Source organism: Pseudomonas mendocina (genome assembly GCA_037482215.1).
Lineage (GTDB): Bacteria > Pseudomonadota > Gammaproteobacteria > Pseudomonadales > Pseudomonadaceae > Aquipseudomonas > Aquipseudomonas mendocina_E.
On record CP148074.1, the window covers coordinates 729,517 to 751,365 of the forward strand.

Genomic DNA, 21,849 nt, shown 5'->3' on the forward strand with positions numbered 1-21,849 from the left:
CGGGGCGTAGGTAGCTGTCAATTGGAGTTCCACTGAATGGCCCGTATTGCAGGCGTTAACATTCCGGATAACAAGCACACTGTTATCTCGCTGACCTACATCTATGGTGTTGGTCGCACCACTGCACAGAAAATCTGTGCTGCTACCGGTGTAAACCCGGCGGCAAAAATCAAAGATCTCTCTGACGAGCAGATTGAGCAGCTGCGTGGCGAAGTAGCCAAGGTTAATACCGAAGGCGACCTGCGTCGTGAAGTAAACATGAAAATCAAGCGCTTGATGGACCTGGGTTGCTACCGTGGTCTGCGTCATCGTCGTGGTCTTCCGGTTCGCGGTCAGCGCACCAAGACCAATGCTCGTACCCGTAAGGGTCCGCGCAAGCCGATCCGCAAGTAATCGCATTCGCGCATCGACAGGAATCTAGTCATGGCAAAACCTGCTGCTCGTACTCGTAAAAAAGTCAAAAAGACGGTGGTTGATGGCATCGCCCACATCCACGCTTCTTTCAACAACACTATCGTGACCATCACTGACCGTCAGGGCAACGCTCTGTCCTGGGCTACCTCCGGTGGTTCGGGTTTCCGCGGTTCGCGTAAAAGCACCCCGTTCGCTGCCCAGGTGGCTGCTGAGCGTGCTGGTCAAGCTGCGCTGGAATATGGCCTGAAAAACCTCGACGTTAACGTCAAGGGCCCAGGTCCAGGTCGCGAGTCTGCTGTCCGTGCATTGAACGGCTGCGGCTACAAGATCGCCAGCATCACCGATGTGACGCCAATCCCGCATAACGGGTGCCGTCCTTCGAAGAAGCGTCGCGTGTAATCAGGAGACAGTGAGAAATGGCTCGTTACATTGGTCCCAAATGCAAACTGTCTCGTCGTGAAGGCACTGATCTGTTCCTGAAGAGTGGCGTACGCGCTCTGGAATCTAAGTGCAACATCGAAGCAGCCCCAGGTATCCACGGTCAGCGCCGTGGCCGTCAGTCCGACTACGGCACCCAGCTGCGTGAGAAACAGAAAGTCCGTCGCATCTATGGCGTTCTTGAGCGTCAGTTCAGCGGTTACTACAAGCAAGCTGCCGGTCAAAAAGGCGCTACTGGTGAAAACCTGCTGCAACTCCTTGAGTGCCGTCTGGATAACGTCGTTTATCGTATGGGCTTTGGTGCTACTCGCGCTGAATCCCGTCAGCTGGTATCGCACAAGTCGATCACAGTAAACGGCAAGACTGTAAACATTCCGTCCTACCAAGTTAAAGCTGGTGACGTTGTTGCAGTTCGTGAGAAATCGAAGAATCAGCTGCGTATCGCTCAGGCTCTTGAGCTGTGTGCCCAGCGTGGCCGCGTTGAATGGGTCGAAGTTGACACTGACAAAAAGTCTGGCGTTTTCAAAAGCGTTCCGGCTCGCAGTGATCTCTCCGCTGACATCAACGAAAGCCTGATTGTCGAGCTCTACTCCAAGTAAGGGCTAGAAAATAGGTGCATCCATGCAGATTTCGGTAAATGAGTTCCTGACCCCCCGTCACATTGATGTGCAGGTGGTCAGTCCGACCCGCGCGAAAATTACGCTTGAGCCTCTCGAGCGTGGTTTTGGCCATACCCTGGGCAACGCGCTGCGTCGCATCCTGTTGTCCTCCATGCCTGGCTGTGCAGTAGTCGAGGCCGAGATTGATGGCGTACTCCATGAGTACAGTGCTATCGAAGGTGTTCAGGAAGACGTTATTGAGATCCTGCTCAACCTGAAAGGTCTGGCTGTCAAACTGCACGGTCGTGACGAAGTGACTCTGACTCTGGCGAAGAAGGGCTCGGGTGTAGTTACCGCTGCCGATATTCAGCTGGATCACGATGTCGAAATCGTCAATGGCGACCACGTTATTGCAAACTTGGCCAGCACTGGCTCGCTGAACATGAAGCTCACTGTAGCTCGTGGTCGCGGCTATGAGCCGGCTGACGCTCGTCAGAGCGATGAAGATGAAAGCCGCAGCATCGGTCGCTTGCAGCTGGACGCTTCTTTCAGCCCGGTACGCCGTGTTTCTTACGTGGTGGAAAACGCTCGTGTCGAGCAGCGCACTAACCTGGACAAACTGGTGATCGACCTGGAGACCAACGGTACTCTGGATCCGGAAGAGGCTATCCGCCGCGCCGCCACCATTCTGCAGCAGCAACTGGCTGCGTTCGTTGACCTGAAAGGTGACAGCGAACCAGTTGTTATCGAGCAGGAAGATGAGATCGATCCTATTCTGTTGCGTCCGGTTGATGACCTGGAACTGACTGTACGTTCGGCTAACTGCCTCAAGGCAGAAAACATTTACTACATTGGTGATCTGATTCAGCGCACTGAAGTAGAACTGTTGAAAACCCCGAACCTGGGCAAGAAATCCCTGACTGAGATCAAGGATGTTCTGGCCTCTCGTGGTCTGTCCCTCGGTATGCGCCTCGACAACTGGCCGCCGGCAAGTCTGAAGAAAGACGATAAGGCTACTGCCTGATCGTCATCATCACCGAACGTGAGTTTGGTAAGGAATTGAACCATGCGTCATCGTAAAAGTGGCCGTCACCTCAGCCGCACCAGCGCACACCGCAAGGCCATGTTCCAGAACATGGCGGTTTCGCTGTTCGAGCATGAGCTGATCAAAACTACTCTGCCGAAAGCTAAAGAACTGCGTCGCGTTGCTGAGCCGCTGATCACTTTGGCTAAAGAAGACAGCGTTGCTAACCGTCGTCTGGCTTTCGATCGTACCCGTTCGAAAGCAATCGTCGGTAAACTGTTCAACGACCTGGGCAAGCGCTATGCCACCCGTCAGGGCGGTTACCTGCGTATCCTCAAGTGCGGCTTCCGCGCTGGCGACAACGCTCCTATGGCTTATGTTGAGCTGGTTGACCGTCCGGTCGGCGGCACAGTAGAAGCTGCAGAGTAAGTTGTAGGTTGTATGAAAAACCGGGCCATAGGCCCGGTTTTTTGCTTTCAAGGTGTTTGATAAGCGTTCTTGGCGCGATTGTGTTTCGCGTTAAGTTTCGCCTCGGAGTTGGCGGGTACTGGTTTGACCAGGGGCCGTGCTGTGTAATCCTGTTTTGCTACAGTACTAAACAGGTTAGGGATCAAATCGTTGCTAAGGAGTCATCATGAAGGGGCATACTGAGGTGATTGAGTACCTCAAAGTACTACTCAAAGGCGAGTTGGCCGCCCGCGATCAGTACTTTATTCACTCGCGTCTGTACGAGGATTGGGGCTTCACGAAGCTCTATGAGCGTATCAATCATGAAATGGAAGAAGAGACCCAGCATGCTGACGCGATCCTGAAGCGCATTCTGTTTCTCGAGGGGGCGCCAGATATGGTGCCGGACAGCTTCACCTACGGGCAGAGTGTCCCTGAGATGCTGAAGCTGGATTTGCAGTTGGAATATCACGTTCGTGATGCACTGCGTAAGGGGATCGCCCTGTGTGAACAGCATCAGGATTTTCAGTCGAGGGATATGTTGCTACTGCAGCTCAAGGATACCGAGGAAGATCATGCCTACTGGCTCGAGATCCAGCTGGATCTGATCAATAAGGTCGGTCTTGAGAACTATCTGCAAAATCAGATGTAGTGGACTAACCTTTAGTGTCTGCTTATTGCTAGCTGCCGTGCCGTCTGTTTTATCACGACCGCCTATAAGCCACTGAACTCAGGGTTTTGTTGTGTAGTGATTTATGCTGAGCTGAGAGCGTACGGTATTGCTCTCAGCCTAATGCATGGAAGCCCCTTGCGGCCGTACGCGCCCCACCCCTTCAAAGTTGTATCTGGGTTCTAATCAGTTTGATCCAGTAGTTGTTGAAGACTAGTGCGGTCTTGCTGCTTAGAGTCCACCTTGATGTAAATCGCACCTTCAGCGGGTATAGCAACTGCTTCCGAAACACCGGGGGCTGCCAGTATGCGTGCGACCAATCCGGCGTCTTGTGACTGCTCCATTGAAAGTGGAAAACGCATGCTTGTTACATACGGTGGCTCACGCATGGTAAAGGCTAGTGATAGCCAGATTAGGCAAAGCGCTGCACATCCTGCGAATACACCTGCTAAGCCAATGTGTTGATACAGCCAACCACCAATGATTCCGCCCAAGGCTGCTCCGAGGAACTGGCTGGTGGAATACACGCCCATTGCAGTGCCCTTGCCTGCAGCTGGCGCTACTTTACTGATCAATGACGGTAAAGAGGCTTCAAGCAAGTTGAAGGCCGTAAAAAACACCACCAAACCCAGCACTAATGCCCGCAGGCTGTTCCCGAACCACCAGAAGAACAGTTCGCAGAGCAAGATAACCAGTACCGCTGCGAACACCGTCTGCTTCATGCGGCGCTTTTTTTCGCCATAAATGATGAACGGCACCATGCCGAAAAAGCCGACAAGCAGGGCGGTCAGGTAGACCCACCAGTGTTCTTCCTTGGGCAGTCCGCCTAATTCAACAAGGGCTAGTGGGATCGCCACAAAGCTAGCCATGAGAATGGCGTGAAGGGCAAAGATGCCGAAGTTCAGGCGCAGCAAGTCAGGGTTCTTTAGCGAGGGCAATAATGCTTGGCTACTGACACCAGACTCACGGTGGCGAGTTAGTTCAGGGGCGCTAGGCACCATAAACGCTATGATTAAGATGCCAAGAAGGGCCATGGCCGCAGTGACCAAGAATAAACCGGATAAGCCAAACGCTCTTGTCAGTACCGGGCCGATCACCATTGCTGCCGCAAACGACAGGCCTATGCTCATGCCGATCATGGCCATGGCTTTGGTGCGGTGTTGCTCGCGGGTCAGGTCGGAGAGTAGGGCCATTACTGCTGCGGATATTGCGCCAGCGCCCTGTAGTACACGTCCGGCAATCACGCCCCAGATCGTGTCCGCGCCTGCTGCAAGCAAGCTGCCGGCAGCAAAGATCAGTAGCCCTGCATAAATCACGGGCAGGCGGCCGATACGGTCGCTGATCATGCCAAAAGGAATCTGCAGGAAAGCCTGGGTCAGGCCATATGCTCCGATCGCCAGTCCGATCAGGGCAGGGGTGCTGCCCTTGAGGTCCATGCCGTAGGTGGCCAGAACTGGCAGCACCATGAACATGCCGAGCATACGAAACGAGAAGACCAGCGCCAGACCACTGGCAGCGCGGGTTTCGCTGCCACTCATGCGCTCGCTGTGCGGATCGTGCATTTAAAACGCCCTGTGAAAAATAGCCGGTGATTATAGAGCTTGTTCGACACTCTCTGCGAGCTGTCGTGCTGCGGCAAATTCAGCTGGCGACCACAGGTCATTCAATGCCGCAGGCGCTTTGCGGCGCTGTCCGGACAAAACGTATAATCGATGGTTTTCCCGCACGCCGAACGAGGCCAGTGGTTGTGGACAAGATTTTGATTCGGGGTGCGCGCACCCATAACCTGAAAAACATCGACCTGACTCTTCCCCGTGACAAATTGATCGTGATCACGGGCTTGTCTGGCTCAGGCAAATCCTCCCTGGCTTTCGATACCCTCTATGCCGAGGGGCAGCGCCGTTACGTAGAGTCGCTTTCTGCCTATGCCCGGCAGTTCCTCTCGATGATGGAAAAACCCGATGTCGACACGATCGAAGGGCTGTCTCCGGCGATTTCCATCGAACAGAAGTCGACCTCACACAACCCGCGCTCCACGGTCGGCACCATCACTGAAATCTACGATTACTTGCGCCTGCTTTATGCTCGTGCCGGCACGCCTCGCTGCCCGGATCACGACTTGCCGTTGGAGGCACAAACCGTCAGCCAGATGGTGGATCAGGTTCTTGCTTTGCCTGAGGGCAGTAAGCTGATGTTGCTGGCCCCGGTCATTCGTGAGCGCAAGGGTGAGCACTTGGCGGTGTTTGATGAGCTGCGGGCGCAAGGCTTTGTGCGAGCACGTGTCGACGGCAAAGTCTATGAACTCGATGAGTTGCCCAAGCTCGATAAACAGAAGAAGCACAGCATTGATGTGGTCGTTGACCGCTTTAAGGTACGCAGTGACCTGCAACAGCGCTTAGCTGAGTCTTTCGAGACGGCCATCAAGTTGGCTGATGGCTTAGCACTGCTTGCGCCAATGGAAGGCGAAGAGGGGGACGAAATCATCTTCTCCGCTCGTTTTGCTTGCCCTGTCTGCGGCCACTCCATCAGTGAGCTGGAGCCCAAGCTGTTTTCTTTCAACAACCCTGCGGGCGCTTGCCCGACGTGCGATGGCCTGGGTGTTAAGCAGTTTTTCGATACTAAGCGGTTGGTTAACGGGGAGCTGACGCTGGCTGAAGGGGCTATTCGCGGTTGGGATAGGCGTAATGTCTATTACTTCCAGATGCTGGGCTCCTTGGCCAATCACTACGGCTTTAGCCTTGAGGTGCCCTTCGATGAGCTGAGTGCTGAGCATCAAAAATGCATTCTGTTCGGCAGTGGTAGCCAGAATGTTGACTTTAAATACCTCAATGACCGTGGTGATATCGTTAAGCGCTCGCATCCGTTTGAGGGCATTGTTCCAAACCTTGAGCGCCGCTACCGCGAGACTGAGTCCACTACAGTCCGCGAAGAACTCGCCAAGTTCCTCAGCACGCAGCCTTGCCCGGATTGCTGTGGTACGCGTTTGCGCCGTGAGGCCCGCCATGTGTGGGTGGGTGAGAAGAACCTTCCAGCGGTCACTGGCATGCCCATTGGCGATGTTATGGATTATTTTGCGCACCTCACGCTACCAGGCCGCAAAGGCGAGATTGCCGAAAAGATTCTCAAAGAAATTCGTGAGCGCTTGGAGTTCTTGGTCAACGTCGGCCTTGATTACCTGACTCTGGATCGCAGTGCCGACACCTTGTCTGGAGGTGAAGCTCAGCGTATCCGCCTGGCCAGTCAGATTGGTGCTGGCCTGGTAGGCGTCATGTATATCCTCGATGAGCCGAGTATCGGTCTGCACCAGCGTGATAACGAGCGCCTGTTAGCCACGCTCAAGCACCTGCGGGACATCGGCAACACCGTTATCGTGGTCGAACACGATGAGGATGCGATTCGTTTGGCTGACTACGTTGTGGATATCGGCCCGGGGGCAGGTGTGCATGGCGGTCAGATCGTCTCCCAGGGCACGCCGGATGAGGTCATGGCTGATCCCAACTCGGTAACGGGCGCCTATCTGTCCGGCAGGAAAAAGATTGCGGTTCCGGCCCAGCGCACGCCCCGTGACAAGAAAAAGTTGCTTAAGCTCAAGGGTGCTTGCGGCAACAACCTGCAAAAGGTCAATTTGGAAATCCCGGTCGGCCTGCTCACCTGTATTACCGGTGTGTCAGGGTCAGGTAAATCCACGCTGATCAACAATACGTTGTTTCCGATCACAGCCACGGCCCTTAACGGCGCTACGACGCTAGAGGTCGCGCCTTACGACAGCTTTGACGGCTTGCAGCATCTGGATAAAGTCGTTGATATCGACCAGAGCCCTATCGGTCGTACACCGCGCTCTAACCCGGCAACCTACACCGGTATCTTCACACCGGTTCGTGAGCTGTTTGCCGGTGTGCCGGAGTCGCGCTCCCGTGGTTACGGGCCGGGGCGATTCTCCTTCAACGTCAAAGGTGGCCGCTGTGAGGCGTGTCAGGGCGACGGGCTGATCAAGGTCGAAATGCACTTTCTGCCCGATATCTACGTGCCTTGCGATGTCTGTAAGAGCAAGCGCTACAACCGCGAGACGCTGGAGATCAAATACAAGGGCAAGAACATCCATGAAGTGCTGGAGATGACCATTGAGGATGCGCGAGAGTTCTTCGATGCGGTTCCAGCCTTGGCGCGCAAACTGCAAACGCTGATGGATGTGGGGCTTTCCTACATCAAGTTGGGGCAATCCGCGACGACGCTATCTGGTGGTGAAGCTCAGCGCGTGAAGCTCAGTCGTGAGTTGAGTAAGCGGGATACCGGCAAGACCCTGTATATCCTCGATGAGCCTACTACTGGTTTGCATTTTTCTGATATTCAGCAGTTGCTCGATGTGCTCCATCGGCTGCGTGACCATGGCAACACGGTGGTGGTTATTGAGCACAACCTGGATGTCATTAAGACGGCCGACTGGCTGGTGGATCTCGGCCCAGAGGGGGGCTCAAAAGGCGGTCAGATCATCGCCAGTGGTACACCCGAAGAGGTCGCCGAAATGCCCCAATCCCATACCGGTCACTTCCTCAAGCCTTTGCTTGATCGGGATCGTGCGTAGGTAGGGGCTCAGGGACAATCCTTTCGCTTCAGCAGGAGCCAGTCTGTAACGGCTGGCTACTGTTTTCAGTGGCGTTCATGGATTAATAACGCCCCTAGACTTACACGTGTGGATGGACGCTGCGCTGAGTATGTCTTCCCGTTTTCAATAGCCCATAAACGAAAGCCCCCGCAAATGCGGGGGCTCCAGACCTGATCTTTACAAAATAATCTCAGGTAACCCCTAGAACGGAATGTCGTCATCAAAGCTGTCGTAGTCCGGTGCAGGTTGCGCGGCGGGCTGCGGTGCTGGACGCGGGGCGGCCTGCTGTTGTGGACGGGCAGGGGCTGCCGGGCGAGCCTGGCGTGGTGCGGAGTCACCGCCAGCATTGTCAGGACGACCGCCGAGCAACTGCATAGTGCCTTGCATGTCGACAATGATTTCGGTGGTGTAGCGCTTGATGCCGTCTTTTTCCCATTCGCGGGTTTGCAGTTTGCCTTCTATATATACCTGCGAACCTTTGCGCAGGTATTCACCGGCAATCTCAGCAACTTTGCCGAACAGGGCAACGCGGTGCCACTCGGTTTTTTCAACACGTTGACCGGTTTGCTTATCAGTCCACTGTTCGCTGGTAGCCAGGCTCAGGTTGGTCACCGCATTTCCGTTAGGCAGGTAGCGCGTTTCCGGGTCCTGGCCGCAGGTGCCGACCAGAATGACTTTGTTAACCCCACGGGCCATATCGTTCTCCTATTGGGTGGAGGCAATTTACTTGTCCAAGGGGCAATTAAATTGTCCAAGGTGACTGTTAGAAGCAATGGTATGGGTTCTGGAAATGTAAAGTCCATCACTGGTTGTGGCGGGCTTTCCATCATTGCTCAAGACTGGCTAGTTTAACGTAACCGCACCTTTCGGGCGCGATTTCTGTCGTGCGGTGTGAGTGTAATTAGCGCAGGTGGTGGGCGTTGTGCGGGCGTCGCTGGCCTCTGATCTTTAAGCATCTTCCTAGAATGTAATGCGGCCAGTGATTCAAGGGCGTGCTGTGACTTGACCGTCTTTATCTTTTGCGTCTTGTTATTTAAGAATGTGGCCTCAGGCAATAGGCGGGCTTGGATGTGGTATGAAATCAGCCAGTGGTAGCATGTAGAATGTAAGCACTAATGCCCTGAGTCTGACTGATGTCCGAGTTGTGTGACGTTCAGAGCGTCCATCCCGATATGCCAAGGTGCTCGGGATTAGAACGGGTCAGCCATAGGCTGCTGAATATCAGGTTTTAATTACTTGTTTTAATTTTCAGAGTTTAGATTTATGCGAATGCGGCTGATGCTGCTAGGTGGTGGTAACTCGCTGGGGCAGGCTCTGATACGCCTTGGTGCGGAGGAGGACATCGGTTTTCTTGCGCCCAAACCTCCCGAGACCGGTTGGGATCCGGCCAGTCTGACTGCGCTTCTGGATGAAACGCGTCCGGATGCGGTGATCAATCTTGCCTATTACTACGACTGGTTTCAGGCCGGCTCTGTCAGTGAGGCGCAATTGTCTGCTCAGGCGAGGGCGGTAGAGCGTTTGGCTGAACTGTGCCAGTACCACGAGATTCGTTTGCTCCAGCCCTCCAGTTACCGGGTTTTTGATGGTAGCCGTGCAACGGCTTACTCCGAGAAGGAAGACCCGCAACCTCTGGGCATTCGTGGGCAGGCGCTGTGGCGATTCGAGCAGTCGGTGCGTTCAATTTGCCCGCGCCATATCCTGCTTCGCTTTGGCTGGTTGATGGATGACAGTGTCGATGGCGTGTTGGGGCGTTTCCTCACCCGTGCAGCTGAATCTGAACCTTTACTTCTGGCCGATGACCGGCGTGGCAACCCGACACCGGTAGATGATGCCGCGCGAGTCATTCTGGCTGTTTTGAAGCAGCTTGATTGCGATTCGCCGCTTTGGGGAACCTACCATTACGGTGGTCATGAAGCGACTACCGTTGTCGCCTTGGGACAGGCTGTCATCAGCGAGGCGCGGAATTTCCGTAGCAACTTGCTTGAGGAGGTCTGTCCACAAGCCCACAGTGCTCAACCTGATGCGGCAGAAGAGCCTCAGCATGGAGTGCTGGCCTGCAAGAAAATCTTCCATACGTTTGGTATTAAGCCACGCGCATGGCGCTCCGGGTTGCCGGCACTGTTGGATCGTTATTATCGCCATGTCTGATTCTGAAACTGTTCTTGTGACCGGTGGTGCCGGTTTTATTGGCTCTCACCTGGTTGATGCGTTGTTGGCGCAGGGGCGCAACGTGCGTGTGCTCGACAACCTTTCCATGGGTAAGCTCGACAACTTGCCAGCCGATCATCCCCGTTTGCGGTTTGTAGAGGGCGATGTGGCGGATGCCCAGCTGGTTGATAAGTTGGTGGCGGGGTGCTCTGCAGTGGTGCACCTAGCGGCTGTCGCTTCGGTTCAGGCATCTGTCGATGATCCTGTTGCGACCCATCAAAGTAATTTTGTCGGCACACTCAATGTGTGCGAGGCCATGCGTATACAGGGTGTAAAACGCGTTCTGTTTGCTTCCAGTGCTGCGGTGTATGGCAACAATGGCGAAGGCACTGCCGTTTCGGAGGATGCCGCCAAGGCACCGCTTACGCCTTATGCGTCAGATAAATTGGCCAGTGAGTACTACCTGGACTTTTATCGACGTGAACACGGCCTGACTCCGGCGATTTTTCGCTTCTTCAATATCTTTGGCCCTAGGCAGGATCCCTGTTCACCCTATTCAGGCGTTATCAGTATTTTCACTCAGCGCGCACAGATGGGGCTGCCTATTCAGGTGTTTGGCGATGGCGAGCAGACCCGTGATTTCTTCTATGTTGAAGACTTGGTGCAGCTGTTGCTACAAGCTGTGGATGCACCCGATGTTGTGACGGGCGCAGTCAATGTGGGGTGGAATGAGGCGGTCAGCCTCAATCAACTGTTACAGGAAATCGGCAATCTGTGTGGCGCTCTACCAGAGGTGAGCTACATGCCAGCGCGAGCGGGGGACATTCGCCATTCCCGTGCGCAGAATCAACGATTGCGTGAGTACTATCAGTTGCCGTCAAAGACGTCAGTGGCAGAAGGTTTGCGCCGTTTATTGGCACAAGGTTAATAAAACCTACACACAACAAAAAACCGGCTCTTGGCCGGTTTTTTGTTTAAAGGTGGCTTAGAACTTGTAGCCCAGGCCAACCATGTAAACCATCGGGTCTACGTCCACGTCGACTTTGACTTTCTCGCCACCGAAGCTGGTGGTGCCTTTGGTGTCGATGTCGATGTAACGCAGTTGGGCGTTGATCATGATGTTGTCAGTCAGCATGTAGTCAGCACCAACCTGGAAGGCCAGACCCCAGGAGTCTTGCATGTCCAAACCGTTGAAGCCTTTGCCTTCAGCAGCGCCAGTCAGCTCGGTGTCAAAGAACCATGTGTAGTTGATGCCTGCGCCGACATAAGGCTGGAAGGCGGACTTGGCGTCCAGCGGGTAATAAACCACGCTCAGGGTTGGCGGCAGGTGCTTGATGTCGCCCAGCTTGCCATTCAGGCCAGAGTAAATGCCTGGCATACCTTTTACGCCAACGCTGTGGCTAAACGGGGTCGCAGCCAGCAGCTCGATACCGACGTGGTCGGTGACCATGTAAGCAAAGTTCAGACCCAGCTGAGTGTCGCTGTCCAGAGTTGCCTTGGTACCTGCAACAGAAGTCTGCAGTGCGCCTACCCAGATATCGCTGCTGTCTTCGCGTGGGTCAACGGTGATAGCACCAGCGCGCACAATGATGTCGCCCGCTTGGTGTGCCTGTGCCAGCGGGGCGGCAACAGCCAAAGCCAGCAAAGAGGCAGTAAAAAGAGAAGTACGCATGGTTAGCTCCCGTAAACATCGGTTCGTATTGGCTGATTTGGATATTAGTAGGGTGAACGAAGGTAGCAGTTGATCTAACTCAATAAAGTAGCAAGCTATCTAACTTTTGCAGCGTTCGTACTAAATTGCTGTGGGCTTACCGACAAATCAGGCCATTACGGGAGTTATTCTGACGACAGCTCGTAGGGGTAAATTTTCTCTGCGTCCATCGTGTAGCCCGCTTCAGCGAGCTCGCTGCTGCTGCGTTCCACTTTGATAGGGCCTTCAATCCAAAAGGGCTGATAGAGCGCATCAAGTAACACACCCAGTTCGCTGGTGACATGGACGATCTGGTTGGAAGGCGGAGGGGGAACGTGAATGCACGCGCCGAAATACGGCACGAGCAGGAACTCGGTAACACGCCCTTCCTCTGTCACATCCAGCGGAACGATGTAGCCCGGCAGTTTGACTTCTTGGCCATCTAGGGCTTGTACCACTGGTGCATCGGGGAGTTGTTGCAGCGCGGCTGGCCCAGATTCGCTCAAGGCGTTGGCCAGTTGCGAAAGGTCGTGTAGCGGCGTGGGTTCCACGGTTTGGGGCGGTGCATCAGCGGGCACCATTTCGTCCCACTTCAGCAGGCGAGCATCCGCCATGGCCTGAGGGATGCTAAAGGCCAGCGTCAGCGCAATGAATAAGTAGCGGTGCATAAGCGGCCTCATAAACGAATCGACAAACCGTCCGCCAGGGATTGGCGGTACGCCCGCCAGGCCGGAAGGACTCCCATCAGCAAGGCTGCCAGCAGAATAGCGCCGAGCAGCGTCCACTCATAGGGTGTTGGCAAGCTGAGGGGCAGGTACAGCCCGTAGTTGGATTGGACAAAGCTCTGTGCGCCCGCAATACCGAGATAGAGCAGCGCGCATCCCAACACGACGCCGGCCAGTGCCAGCGCAAAGGCTTCGACGATCAGCAGCGAGGCGATATGCCAAGGCCGGGCACCTACTGAGCGCAAGATGGCCATCTCCCGGCGGCGCTCATTGAGGCTGGTGAGGATGGCGGTGAGCATGCCGATCAAACCGGTCAGCACCACAAACAGAGAGATCACGAACAGTGCTTGTTCGGCCGTGCCCATCAGGCTCCAGAGTTCTTGCAGGGCGACTCCGGGAAGGATGGCCAGCAAGGGTTCACCGCGAAATTCGTTGATCTGCCTTTGCAGGGTAAACGTGGCAATTTTGCTCTTTAGGCCGAGCATCATGGCGGTGATTTGCTTGGGCTCCAGGTCCATATGACGAGCCTGATCCGCACTTACTCGCGCTGCCCCCCTTGCAGGCATTCCATTTTGCCAATCGATATGCAGCGCTTCCATGCCTGCCAAGGATATGTGCAACGTACGGTCCACCGGTGTGCCGGTGCGCTCAAGAATGCCGACCACGGTGAAGGGTTTGTCGTCGTGTTTAACCAAACTGACTGTGGCGACGCCGTGGGCGAGAACCAGCTCGCTGCCCAAGTGGTAATTTAGCGCCTGGGCGACTTCCGCCCCGAGCACAACCTCAAAGGGATCCTCAGCAAAGGGGCGGCCTTCCTTGAGCTGCAGCGGCTGGCTGCGGGCATAGCGATAGTGTTCGAAGTAGTCAGAGCTAGTGCCCATCACGCGATAGCCACGATGGGAGTCACCGAGCGAGATGGGGATCGCCCATTTCACCTGCGGGTGCGAGGCGATCTGTTGATAGCTGTCCCAGCGGATATTGTTGGTGGCATTGCCGATTCGGAAGACCGAATACAGCAGCAGGTTCACGCTCCCAGAGCGCGCACCGACAATCAGGTCTGTGCCACTGATGGTATTGGCAAAGCTGCTGCGGGCCTCAGTTCGCACCCGTTCTACGGCCAGCAGCAGGCACACGGACAAGGCAATGGCGAATACCGTCAGCAGTGCAGTAAAACGGCGGTTGCTCAGACTGGCCAGGGCCAGGCGCAGTAGGTACATGCCTTAAACCTCCGTCTTACGGCTGGCACGGTTCAACTCGGCCAGTGACACGTTGCGGTCGAACAGGGGGGCCAAGCTTTGATCATGGCTGACAAAGAGCAGGCTGGAGCCTGCGTTGCGGCATTCGGCAAACAGTAAGTTGATGAATGCCTCGCGGGTGTCGGCATCAAGCGCCGAGGTTGGCTCATCGGCAATCACCAATTCTGGCTGGCCGATCAGTGCTCGGGCGGCGGCAACTCGCTGCTGCTGGCCGATGGAGAGTTCACCGGCCTTGCGCTGCAGTAACTCGCTTCTGTTCAGGCCAAGATGTTCCAGCAGTGCTTTACAGGCCTCATGCACGCTGCCGTAACGTTGGCGGGCACGCTCGGCGCGGGCTTTGGAGAAGTGGCAAGGCAGTTCGATGTTCTCTTGTACGGAGAGAAACGGCAGCAAATTGAACTGCTGAAAAATATAGCCGATGTGATCGACGCGAAAACGATCCCGTCGTGAGGCGGGCAACGTGCTCAGCTCTTGATCCAGCAGGCGGATGCTGCCCCGTCCCGGCTTTTGTACGCCGCCTAACAGGCCTAGCAGGGTGGTTTTACCGCTGCCGCTGGGGCCTTTGAGAAACAGGCTTTCGCCCTTGTGCAGGGTGAACTCTGGGATATCCAACAGCTCGGGTTGGCCAGGCCAGGCAAAGCCGAGTTCGGAGAGGTGAATCAGGGTCTGTGTCATGGCCTCAGCGACCAGGTTGCCCTGGTCGTTCTACTGCAAAAAGAGGAATCAGAAGCTCAGCGTTGGGTTGGATGCTGTCACTTCCTGGCCTTTCTGACCATTAGGACCGATCAGTTGTACATTAATTTTCTCAGTGGCTGGGAAGCGCTTGAACAGTTCTGTCAGATCAAGTTGTTTCAAATTATCCGGTTGTTGGCAGTTCAATTGATAATGGGCCTGGATGTCATTGTGTGCATGGCTGTGCCCTTCATGATCGCTGTGCTCATGCTCATGCTCATGCTCATGCGCGTGAGCCTCTTCAAACAATGGGCTTTCAAGTTCCTGGCTGGCCAGGGTGCACTGGCCTTGTGAGATGCCAAACAGCGCAACGGGCTTACTGAGTTCATTTTTGGCCGAAGCAACTTTAGCCTTATCCGCTTCGCTTTCTGCCTCATGCTCAAAGCCAACAAAATTCATGGCAGGAGTTTTAAGTTGCAGTTCGAGGGTTGAACCATCCAGTGCCACGTTCAATTCGGCAACGCCATGAACGTGGGCGTCCAAGCTGCCATGCTCTTCATGCGAGTGGTCGTGGGCGAGAGCCGTCAGGGTCATTGGGAGTAGCGCAAAGGGGGTGGCGGTCAGTAAGCAGCGCATGGATGTCTCCGAGGGATTCAAGTAATCGTTACGTTATAACAGGATTTATTTGTTGTCGGCTAGGCTTCGGATGAAAAGTGCCAGGCCGCGTTCCAAGAGAGTCTGCACTTGGCGGAATGCGAGCCGCATGGGAGCATGGCTTTCGGTTTGTGAGGGCGTGATGATGGTGCGGATAAGAGGGACTATCGGTCAGTGGCCGGTGGATTTAACGGTTGAACTGGATGATCAGGACTGGGTGCAGCTGGCTGGGCATTTAGCGCTGGACACGCCGCCGCAGTCAGCTGCCATCAAGACGACTGCCGCGACAGTGGATGATCCATTGTGGCAAACCACTCAGGAACTGTTACGCAAGGCGGGCAGCATGGAAGGGCCACAGTTGCTGAGTCAGTTGGCGGCATTGGCGGGTGGTGAGGTAGCGGGCAAGCGTCTGCTGGTGCGCTTGCGTCACAGCCCATTGGTGCAGATGGAAACCGGGGTGGATGCCCCCGTATACCGCTGGGTTGGGTGAAGGCAGGCGCGCGCTTGGCGCGCCTGCTTGAGTCGCTTAGTAAATGGCCTGGTACAACTTGCGGCGGTAGGTCGTCACCAGCGGATGGTCGTTGCCCAGTAGCTCGAACACCTGTAACAGCGTCTTGTGTGGCAAACCATCGGCGTAACTGCGGTTGCGTACGAACAATTTGAGCAGTGCGTCTAGCGCAGGCTCGTACTGCTGGCGGGACAGCTGCTGGATCGCCAACTGATAGCAGGCCTCGTCGTCTTCCGGGTTTTGCGCCAGTCGAGATTTAAGCTCAGCGCTGTCAGGCAGCTCGCCTGACTGACGCAGGAAAGTCAGTTGCGCACGGGCGCCAGCCAGGGCCTGTTTATGTTCGTCACCTTTGACGGCGTTGAGCACAGCATCGGCCTCGCCCAATTCGCCACGCTCTGCCAGGCAGCGGGCATACAGAATCAGCGCCGCAGCGTTTTCGTTGTTCTCAGTCAGGACGGCTTTAAGCTGGGCTTCCGTCTCGGCGAAGTGACCATCATTGAAGGCCGCTTGGGCCGCTTCCATTGGGTCTTCAGCTACCGCTGTCGGTTCTGCGACGTGTGGCTTGAGCAGCTCACGAATAGCCGATTCCGGTTGCGCACCGGCAAAACCGTCCACCGGCTGACCATCCTTGAACAGCACCACAGTCGGCAGGCTGCGGATACCAAAGCGGGCGACAATTTCCTGCTCGATATCGCAGTTAACCTTTGCCAACAGCAGCTCGCCGCGATACTCCTCAGTGAGTTTCGCCAGAATCGGCATGAGCGCTTTGCAGGGGGCGCACCAGTCGGCCCAGAAATCGACCAGCACCGGTTTGTGGAAGGAGTTCTCGATCACCAGTTGTTCGAAGCTGGCGCTGCCGGAAACATCAAAAATATAAGGGCTGTCACTCATGATCGGTCTCGGCTGGGCGAAATACGGGATGCACTATAAATGTGGGCGCGAACCTCGAATACAAGAGGTGAGCGCCATTGCTGAATATGGATGGGTTTTTCTGCACGAGAGTCACGTTATGTGCAGGTTTTACGTTCGTACCGCATGATACAGGCTGACATGGCGAAATTCGGCAGGCTCAGCCAAGTCGGGCCATGTGCTGGCCTCCAGTACATCCAGGCGCTGGTACAGCGGATGCTGGAAGTTGCGCACGCGGGAGTCGGCAACCAGTGCTTCGCGACCCCGGCTCAGGAACTCGTCCAGCAGTGGCAGGTTGGCTCGGTCGTAAAGCACATCAGCGACGATGATCAGGTCGTAGCGATCCGCTTCTTGAAAAAAGTCCGCGGAGTAGCTCAGCTCAACGTCATTGAGTTCGGCGTTGGCTCGGCTGGCGGCAATGGCCAGTGGGTCCAGATCGCACGCGACCACTTCGGCCGCGCCCGCTTTAGCGGCCGCAATAGCCGCCACACCGGAGCCTGCGCCAAAGTCGAGGACGCGCTTGCCGCGCACCCATTCAGGGCGTTCGGCCAGCCAGCGAGCCAGTACCAGTCCGCTGGCCCAGCAAAAGCACCAGTAGGGCGGTTCTTCCAGAATCAGTCGGGTTTCTTCTGGGCTAAATGCGCGGTCCATATTTTCCGCATCAATCAGCCACAGACGAATGTCCGTGCCGGGTAACGGGGTCGCAGTCAGTTTTGCATCGCCCAGCAGACTATTCAGGGCGTGTTGCAGAGCGGCGGGTGCACTCACGGAGCAGGCACCAGTGTCAGTGCGCCTAACACCTGGGACTCAGGCTGTGCGATGGTTTTCGGCGGCAATCGTAGAATTAGTCGTCCGGACTGGTTGACCCGCGCCCGCAGCTCAACCCTTTGGAACTGGCCAAAAGCTTCGGGGTTGAAACGCAGGTTGAACGGCAATGGATTACCGGTGCCGCGCAGGCGGATATCGCCCAGCAGCGTGCGGGGGCGGCCACGCTGATCAACGGCGAGCAGCGCCATCTCTACCTCGGCAGCTGCTGGGACATTAAGCAGGCTGCCCGACAATTCGCGCAGGTGCGCAGGCAGGGCTGTGGGTTGCTCTTCCTTAATAATCTTGGCCGGAGCAACCGGCTCGGCAGGTTTGGGCACATCACTTGAGCAGGCGCTGAGCAGGCACAACAGTGCACTGCTGAGCAGAAATTTGGCGGGTGTCGCGAGTTTCATGGTGTCGTCCGCTGAACATTTTTTCGGTGGCTTATATACCGCAAAGACCGAGGCTTGTCTTGCCAGAGGGTTGCGCTACCATGGGGGCTTCCGTTCTTTCTGGTCTTATTTTATGTATTGTCCCTTCTGCGCGGCCAACGACACCAAAGTGATCGACTCGCGGCTTGTTGCCGAGGGTGATCAGGTACGTCGTCGGCGTGAATGTGTCGCCTGTGGTGAGCGTTTCACCACCTTTGAAACTGCCGAATTGGTAATGCCCCGACTGATCAAACAGGACGGCAGCCGTCAGCCCTTTGATGAAGACAAGCTGCGTGCTGGCATGCAGCGGGCACTGGAAAAGCGTCCGGTCAGTGTTGAACGTCTGGAGGCGGCCATTGCCCACATCAAGAGCCAGCTGCGTGCCACCGGCGAGCGTGAAGTCAAATCGCTGGTGCTGGGTGAGTTGGTGATGACCGAGCTGCAAAAGCTCGATGAAGTGGCGTATATCCGTTTCGCCTCAGTCTATAAACGTTTTCAGGACCTCAATGAGTTCCGTGAGGAAATCGAACGTCTGTCCCGCGAGCCCGCAAAAGGTCAACGATGAATTCAGATCACGCCTACATGGCGCGTGCGCTTGAGCTGGCCCGTAAAGGGCTTTATTCCACTCATCCCAATCCCCGCGTTGGCTGTGTCATCGTTAAAGATGACCGCATCATCGGCGAGGGCTGGCATGCCAAGGCTGGGGAGCCCCATGCGGAGGTGCATGCTTTGCGTAAGGCGGGTGATAAGGCCCGTGGCGCCACGGCTTACGTCACGCTTGAGCCGTGTAGCCATCACGGGCGCACGCCTCCCTGTGCCGACGCGTTGGTGAATGCTGGCGTGGCCCGTGTTGTGGCGGCCATGCAGGACCCCAACCCACAGGTGGGCGGCAGTGGGCTGTTGCGCCTGATGAATGCCGGTATTGCGGTGCAGAGCGGTGTTTTGGAAGCCGAAGCCCGTGCATTGAACGCTGGCTTTATCAAACGCATGGAGAGTGGGCTGCCGTTTGTGCGGGTGAAGTTGGCAATGAGCCTGGATGGTCGCACCGCCATGGCCAACGGTGAAAGCAAATGGATTACAGGGCCGGCTGCACGTTCGGCGGTACAACGCTTGCGCGCTCGTTCCAGCGTGGTGCTCACTGGCGCCGATACGGTGCTGGCCGACGATGCCCGGCTGACGGTGCGTAACGAAGAGTTGGGCTTGGGCGCAGAGCTGAGTGCGCTGGCGCTGAATCGACCACCGTTACGAGTATTGGTCGATGGACGCCTGCGGGTGCCGCTGGATGTACCGTTCTTCCAGGCAGGCCCTGTAGTGGTTGCGACATGCGCAGCAGCCAAGGCCCGCGATCGCTATCTTGAGGATGGCCATGAGCTACTGGCCGTTCCAGGCAGCAATGGGCATGTTGATCTGCGTAAATTGCTCAGTGAGCTAGCGCTTAAGGGCGCTAATGAGGTGTTGGTCGAGGCTGGCCCTCGATTGGCTGGTGCATTTGCCCGCCTTGGTTTGGTGGATGAATACCAGATATTTATGGCGCCTAAACTGCTGGGCTCAGCTGCACGCCCACTGATGGATTTGCCACTGGCGCGTATGGCAGAAGCCCAGTCGCTGAAGATTGTGGATATGCGCGCAGTAGGGGATGACTGGCGAATCATTGCTGTGCCGCAACGCGACGAGTGATGAAAGGTTGCGCAAACTGCCCGCCGGACAGTGCAGTCACAGGGCAGTTTGTGATAAAAAGCGCTTCGGCCATTCTGTGATGGCCGTAACGTTCTCAGGGCGGGGTGTAATTCCCCACCGGCGGTAATGACGCGCAAAGCGTCTAGCCCGCGAGCGCTTGCTCAATGAGCAAGGTCAGCAGACCCGGTGTGATTCCGGGGCCGACGGTTAAAGTCCGGATAAAGAGAGAGCGGGATTGCCTGTATCTGGCGCGCTAGACGTGCCCCGAAATCCCTATCGATCTGACTTGCCCTGTTTTTTGCGAAACAGGAGTTGCTTCAGATGTATGTTTGTTTTCTTCCGCATTGCTTTACTGGCCTGATGTGCCAGCGCTCAAAGCTGCGCGATTCTCAGGGGGTAGCATGTTCACCGGAATAATCGAAGCCATCGGCACCATTCGTGCGTTGACGCCTAAAGGAGGTGATGTGCGGGTGTATGTGCAAACCGGCAAGCTTGACCTGGGTGATGTCAAACTGGGCGACAGTATTGCCGTGAACGGCGTTTGCCTGACGGCCGTAGAGCTGCCGGGTGACGGCTTCTGGGCTGATGTCAGCCGTGAAACCCTGGCGCGTACAGCATTTATTGATCTGAAAGCCGGCAGCAAGGTCAATCTGGAAAAAGCCCTGACCCCAAGCAGTCGTCTGGGTGGGCATCTGGTTAGCGGCCACGTTGACGGTGTCGGTGAGGTCATCGCCCGTGCTGATAACGCCCGTGCTGTGCAGTTCACCATCCGTGCCCCGCGCGAGTTGGCCAAATACATTGCGCACAAAGGTTCGATCACGGTTGATGGCACCAGCCTGACCGTCAATGCAGTCAATGGCGCCGAGTTTGAACTGACGATCGTGCCGCACACCCTTGGCGAGACCATCATGGCTGACTACCAAGCCGGACGTCAGGTCAACCTTGAGGTGGATCTGCTGGCGCGCTATCTGGAGCGTCTGTTGCTGGGCGAAAAGGCCGCTGATGGCAAGGCCTCCGGTCTGACTGAAAGTTTCCTGGCCGAACACGGCTACCTGAAGAATTAAGGATTTGCCAGCATGGCTCTGAACAGCATTGAAGAATTAGTTGAAGACATCCGCGCCGGGAAAATGGTCATCCTGATGGATGACGAAGACCGCGAGAACGAAGGTGACCTGATCATCGCCTCCGAGTGCGTCACCGCCGAGCACATTAACTTCATGGCGCGTTTCGCCCGTGGCCTGATCTGCATGCCGATGACCCGCGAGCGTTGCGAAACCTTGAAGCTGCCCCTGATGGCGCCGCGTAACGGTTCTGGCTTCGGCACCAAGTTCACCGTCTCCATCGAAGCGGCTGAAGGTGTAACCACCGGTATTTCCGCTGCTGACCGTGCCCGCACGGTGCAGGCTGCTGTCGCCAAAGATGCAGTCGCCGACGATATTGTCAGCCCCGGTCACATCTTCCCGCTGATGGCGCAGCCGGGCGGTGTACTGGCCCGTGCCGGTCATACTGAGGCCGCGTGTGATCTGGCGCGTTTGGGTGGTTTTGAGGCCAGCGGCGTGATCTGCGAGATCATGAATGACGACGGCACCATGGCGCGTCGCCCTGAGCTGGAAGTGTTTGCTGCCGAGCACGGTATCAAGATCGGTACCATCGCCGACCTGATCCACTACCGCCTGATCCACGAGCGCACTGTTGAACGCGCCGGTGAGCAAGTGCTCGATACCGAGCTGGGCCAGTTCAATCTGGTGACTTACCGCGATGCGGTGGAAGACACCGTGCACATGGCATTGACCCTGGGCGAGATCAACCCTGAGCAGCCGACGCTGGTGCGTGTGCACAACATGGACCCGCTGCGCGACCTGTTTATGGTCAACCTGGATGGACGCTGGAGCATGCGTGCGGCCATGGCTGAAGTGGCTAAGGCGGGCAACGGTGTTGTCTTGCTGCTGGGCAACGCGCTGACTGGTAATGAACTGATGCAGGGCCTGCAACGTCAATTGGCAGGTGAAACCAAGGCGGCCGCGCCGACGACCTACAGCACAGTAGGTGCAGGCTCGCAGATACTGCGTGACCTTGGTGTACGCAAAATGCGCCTGATGAGTTCGCCAATGAAGTTCAATGCATTGTCCGGTTTCGATCTGGAAGTTGTAGAATACCTACCCTCTAACTGATTTCCG

Annotated in this window: 24 protein-coding genes and 1 riboswitch; of the genes, 14 read left to right on the forward strand and 10 right to left on the reverse strand. The window is 56.1% G+C overall.

What is annotated here, in order from left to right:
- Nucleotides 1-36: 36 nt before the first annotated feature.
- The 6 genes from rpsM to bfr all read left to right on the forward strand — a co-directional run bounded on the left by rpsM (nt 37) and on the right by bfr (nt 3,574).
- Nucleotides 37-393: a 30S ribosomal protein S13 gene (rpsM, locus tag WG219_03240; GenBank protein WXL26507.1), complete on the forward strand. Its 357-nt coding sequence runs from the start codon at nt 37-39 to the stop codon at nt 391-393.
- 30 nt (nt 394-423) lie between these two features.
- Nucleotides 424-813 (forward strand): 30S ribosomal protein S11, encoded by a 390-nt coding sequence (gene rpsK / locus WG219_03245; GenBank protein WXL26508.1) that lies wholly within the window; start codon nt 424-426, stop codon nt 811-813.
- A gap of 17 nt (nt 814-830) precedes the next feature.
- Nucleotides 831-1,451 carry a 30S ribosomal protein S4 gene (rpsD, locus tag WG219_03250; GenBank protein WXL26509.1) on the forward strand — a complete coding sequence of 207 codons (621 nt, stop codon included), beginning with the start codon at nt 831-833 and terminating at the stop codon, nt 1,449-1,451.
- 22 nt (nt 1,452-1,473) lie between these two features.
- Complete coding sequence (gene rpoA, locus WG219_03255) at nt 1,474-2,475, forward strand: DNA-directed RNA polymerase subunit alpha (protein ID WXL26510.1); 1,002 nt, start codon at nt 1,474-1,476, stop codon at nt 2,473-2,475.
- 42 nt (nt 2,476-2,517) lie between these two features.
- Nucleotides 2,518-2,904 (forward strand): 50S ribosomal protein L17, encoded by a 387-nt coding sequence (rplQ, locus tag WG219_03260; GenBank protein WXL26511.1) that lies wholly within the window; start codon nt 2,518-2,520, stop codon nt 2,902-2,904.
- 205 nt (nt 2,905-3,109) lie between these two features.
- Nucleotides 3,110-3,574: a bacterioferritin gene (gene bfr, locus WG219_03265; GenBank protein WXL26512.1), complete on the forward strand. Its 465-nt coding sequence runs from the start codon at nt 3,110-3,112 to the stop codon at nt 3,572-3,574.
- A 200-nt stretch (nt 3,575-3,774) separates the two neighbouring features.
- Here bfr and WG219_03270 read toward each other — a convergent pair whose 3' ends face one another.
- Complete coding sequence (locus WG219_03270) at nt 3,775-5,154, reverse strand: MFS transporter (protein ID WXL26513.1); 1,380 nt, start codon at nt 5,152-5,154, stop codon at nt 3,775-3,777.
- A gap of 185 nt (nt 5,155-5,339) precedes the next feature.
- Here WG219_03270 and uvrA point away from each other — a divergent pair, with 185 nt between their 5' ends.
- The gene (gene uvrA / locus WG219_03275) at nt 5,340-8,174 is read left to right on the forward strand and encodes an excinuclease ABC subunit UvrA (protein WXL26514.1); all 2,835 of its coding nucleotides are present in this window, start codon (nt 5,340-5,342) and stop codon (nt 8,172-8,174) included.
- 222 nt (nt 8,175-8,396) lie between these two features.
- On the opposite strand, the gene WG219_03280 is transcribed toward uvrA, so the two are convergent.
- Nucleotides 8,397-8,891, reverse strand: a complete 495-nt coding sequence (locus WG219_03280; GenBank protein WXL26515.1) for a single-stranded DNA-binding protein — start codon at nt 8,889-8,891, stop codon at nt 8,397-8,399.
- 567 nt (nt 8,892-9,458) lie between these two features.
- Here WG219_03280 and WG219_03285 point away from each other — a divergent pair.
- Complete coding sequence (locus WG219_03285; GenBank protein ID WXL26516.1) at nt 9,459-10,343, forward strand: sugar nucleotide-binding protein; 885 nt, start codon at nt 9,459-9,461, stop codon at nt 10,341-10,343.
- Nucleotides 10,336-11,271 carry an NAD-dependent epimerase/dehydratase family protein gene (locus WG219_03290; GenBank protein ID WXL26517.1) on the forward strand — a complete coding sequence of 312 codons (936 nt, stop codon included), beginning with the start codon at nt 10,336-10,338 and terminating at the stop codon, nt 11,269-11,271. The genes WG219_03285 and WG219_03290 overlap by 8 nt, the downstream gene beginning before the upstream one ends.
- A 57-nt stretch (nt 11,272-11,328) precedes the next feature.
- Here WG219_03290 and WG219_03295 read toward each other — a convergent pair whose 3' ends face one another.
- The 5 genes from WG219_03295 to WG219_03315 form a co-directional block, all read right to left on the reverse strand.
- Nucleotides 11,329-12,015, reverse strand: a complete 687-nt coding sequence (locus WG219_03295) for an OmpW family outer membrane protein (GenBank protein ID WXL26518.1) — start codon at nt 12,013-12,015, stop codon at nt 11,329-11,331.
- A gap of 164 nt (nt 12,016-12,179) precedes the next feature.
- Entirely contained in the window at nt 12,180-12,701 is a 522-nt protein-coding gene (locus tag WG219_03300; GenBank protein WXL26519.1) for a DUF3299 domain-containing protein, read from the reverse strand.
- 8 nt (nt 12,702-12,709) lie between these two features.
- Nucleotides 12,710-13,975: an ABC transporter permease gene (locus WG219_03305; protein ID WXL26520.1), complete on the reverse strand. Its 1,266-nt coding sequence runs from the start codon at nt 13,973-13,975 to the stop codon at nt 12,710-12,712.
- Between the two features lie 3 nt (nt 13,976-13,978).
- Nucleotides 13,979-14,689 (reverse strand): ABC transporter ATP-binding protein, encoded by a 711-nt coding sequence (locus WG219_03310; protein WXL26521.1) that lies wholly within the window; start codon nt 14,687-14,689, stop codon nt 13,979-13,981.
- 48 nt (nt 14,690-14,737) lie between these two features.
- On the reverse strand, nt 14,738-15,322 hold the full coding sequence (locus tag WG219_03315) for a DUF2796 domain-containing protein (protein ID WXL26522.1): 585 nt from the start codon (nt 15,320-15,322) through the stop codon (nt 14,738-14,740).
- 163 nt (nt 15,323-15,485) lie between these two features.
- On the opposite strand from WG219_03315, the gene WG219_03320 reads away from it, so the two are divergent.
- Nucleotides 15,486-15,830 (forward strand): hypothetical protein, encoded by a 345-nt coding sequence (locus tag WG219_03320; protein WXL27927.1) that lies wholly within the window; start codon nt 15,486-15,488, stop codon nt 15,828-15,830.
- Nucleotides 15,831-15,866: 36 nt separating this feature from the next.
- On the opposite strand, the gene trxA is transcribed toward WG219_03320, so the two are convergent.
- The 3 genes from trxA to WG219_03335 form a co-directional block, all read right to left on the reverse strand.
- On the reverse strand, nt 15,867-16,739 hold the full coding sequence (gene trxA, locus WG219_03325) for a thioredoxin (GenBank protein WXL26523.1): 873 nt from the start codon (nt 16,737-16,739) through the stop codon (nt 15,867-15,869).
- A gap of 129 nt (nt 16,740-16,868) precedes the next feature.
- On the reverse strand, nt 16,869-17,525 hold the full coding sequence (locus WG219_03330; GenBank protein WXL26524.1) for a 50S ribosomal protein L11 methyltransferase: 657 nt from the start codon (nt 17,523-17,525) through the stop codon (nt 16,869-16,871).
- Nucleotides 17,522-17,977: a YbaY family lipoprotein gene (locus WG219_03335; GenBank protein ID WXL26525.1), complete on the reverse strand. Its 456-nt coding sequence runs from the start codon at nt 17,975-17,977 to the stop codon at nt 17,522-17,524. Before WG219_03335 ends, WG219_03330 begins: the two co-directional genes overlap by 4 nt.
- A 112-nt stretch (nt 17,978-18,089) precedes the next feature.
- On the opposite strand from WG219_03335, the gene nrdR reads away from it, so the two are divergent.
- From nrdR to ribBA, 4 genes are all read left to right on the forward strand, one after another.
- Nucleotides 18,090-18,560 carry a transcriptional regulator NrdR gene (gene nrdR, locus WG219_03340; GenBank protein ID WXL26526.1) on the forward strand — a complete coding sequence of 157 codons (471 nt, stop codon included), beginning with the start codon at nt 18,090-18,092 and terminating at the stop codon, nt 18,558-18,560.
- Complete coding sequence (ribD, locus tag WG219_03345) at nt 18,557-19,672, forward strand: bifunctional diaminohydroxyphosphoribosylaminopyrimidine deaminase/5-amino-6-(5-phosphoribosylamino)uracil reductase RibD (GenBank protein ID WXL26527.1); 1,116 nt, start codon at nt 18,557-18,559, stop codon at nt 19,670-19,672. The genes nrdR and ribD overlap by 4 nt, the downstream gene beginning before the upstream one ends.
- 86 nt (nt 19,673-19,758) lie before the next feature.
- A riboswitch (FMN riboswitch) is annotated at nt 19,759-19,907 on the forward strand.
- 166 nt (nt 19,908-20,073) lie between these two features.
- Nucleotides 20,074-20,736: a riboflavin synthase gene (locus WG219_03350; GenBank protein ID WXL26528.1), complete on the forward strand. Its 663-nt coding sequence runs from the start codon at nt 20,074-20,076 to the stop codon at nt 20,734-20,736.
- 12 nt (nt 20,737-20,748) lie between these two features.
- On the forward strand, nt 20,749-21,843 hold the full coding sequence (gene ribBA, locus WG219_03355) for a bifunctional 3,4-dihydroxy-2-butanone-4-phosphate synthase/GTP cyclohydrolase II (protein ID WXL26529.1): 1,095 nt from the start codon (nt 20,749-20,751) through the stop codon (nt 21,841-21,843).
- Nucleotides 21,844-21,849 lie beyond the last annotated feature (6 nt).

Coding starts and splice junctions, on each gene's coding strand:
- rpsM (WXL26507.1), top strand. CDS start 37: ATGGCCCGTATTGCAGGCGTTAACATTCCGGATAACAAGCACACTGTT.
- rpsK (WXL26508.1), top strand. CDS start 424: ATGGCAAAACCTGCTGCTCGTACTCGTAAAAAAGTCAAAAAGACGGTG.
- rpsD (WXL26509.1), top strand. CDS start 831: ATGGCTCGTTACATTGGTCCCAAATGCAAACTGTCTCGTCGTGAAGGC.
- rpoA (WXL26510.1), top strand. CDS start 1,474: ATGCAGATTTCGGTAAATGAGTTCCTGACCCCCCGTCACATTGATGTG.
- rplQ (WXL26511.1), top strand. CDS start 2,518: ATGCGTCATCGTAAAAGTGGCCGTCACCTCAGCCGCACCAGCGCACAC.
- bfr (WXL26512.1), top strand. CDS start 3,110: ATGAAGGGGCATACTGAGGTGATTGAGTACCTCAAAGTACTACTCAAA.
- WG219_03270 (WXL26513.1), bottom strand. CDS start 5,154: ATGCACGATCCGCACAGCGAGCGCATGAGTGGCAGCGAAACCCGCGCT.
- WG219_03280 (WXL26515.1), bottom strand. CDS start 8,891: ATGGCCCGTGGGGTTAACAAAGTCATTCTGGTCGGCACCTGCGGCCAG.
- WG219_03285 (WXL26516.1), top strand. CDS start 9,459: ATGCGAATGCGGCTGATGCTGCTAGGTGGTGGTAACTCGCTGGGGCAG.
- WG219_03290 (WXL26517.1), top strand. CDS start 10,336: ATGTCTGATTCTGAAACTGTTCTTGTGACCGGTGGTGCCGGTTTTATT.
- WG219_03295 (WXL26518.1), bottom strand. CDS start 12,015: ATGCGTACTTCTCTTTTTACTGCCTCTTTGCTGGCTTTGGCTGTTGCC.
- WG219_03300 (WXL26519.1), bottom strand. CDS start 12,701: ATGCACCGCTACTTATTCATTGCGCTGACGCTGGCCTTTAGCATCCCT.
- WG219_03305 (WXL26520.1), bottom strand. CDS start 13,975: ATGTACCTACTGCGCCTGGCCCTGGCCAGTCTGAGCAACCGCCGTTTT.
- WG219_03310 (WXL26521.1), bottom strand. CDS start 14,689: ATGACACAGACCCTGATTCACCTCTCCGAACTCGGCTTTGCCTGGCCT.
- WG219_03315 (WXL26522.1), bottom strand. CDS start 15,322: ATGCGCTGCTTACTGACCGCCACCCCCTTTGCGCTACTCCCAATGACC.
- WG219_03320 (WXL27927.1), top strand. CDS start 15,486: ATGGTGCGGATAAGAGGGACTATCGGTCAGTGGCCGGTGGATTTAACG.
- trxA (WXL26523.1), bottom strand. CDS start 16,739: ATGAGTGACAGCCCTTATATTTTTGATGTTTCCGGCAGCGCCAGCTTC.
- WG219_03335 (WXL26525.1), bottom strand. CDS start 17,977: ATGAAACTCGCGACACCCGCCAAATTTCTGCTCAGCAGTGCACTGTTG.
- nrdR (WXL26526.1), top strand. CDS start 18,090: ATGTATTGTCCCTTCTGCGCGGCCAACGACACCAAAGTGATCGACTCG.
- ribD (WXL26527.1), top strand. CDS start 18,557: ATGAATTCAGATCACGCCTACATGGCGCGTGCGCTTGAGCTGGCCCGT.
- WG219_03350 (WXL26528.1), top strand. CDS start 20,074: ATGTTCACCGGAATAATCGAAGCCATCGGCACCATTCGTGCGTTGACG.
- ribBA (WXL26529.1), top strand. CDS start 20,749: ATGGCTCTGAACAGCATTGAAGAATTAGTTGAAGACATCCGCGCCGGG.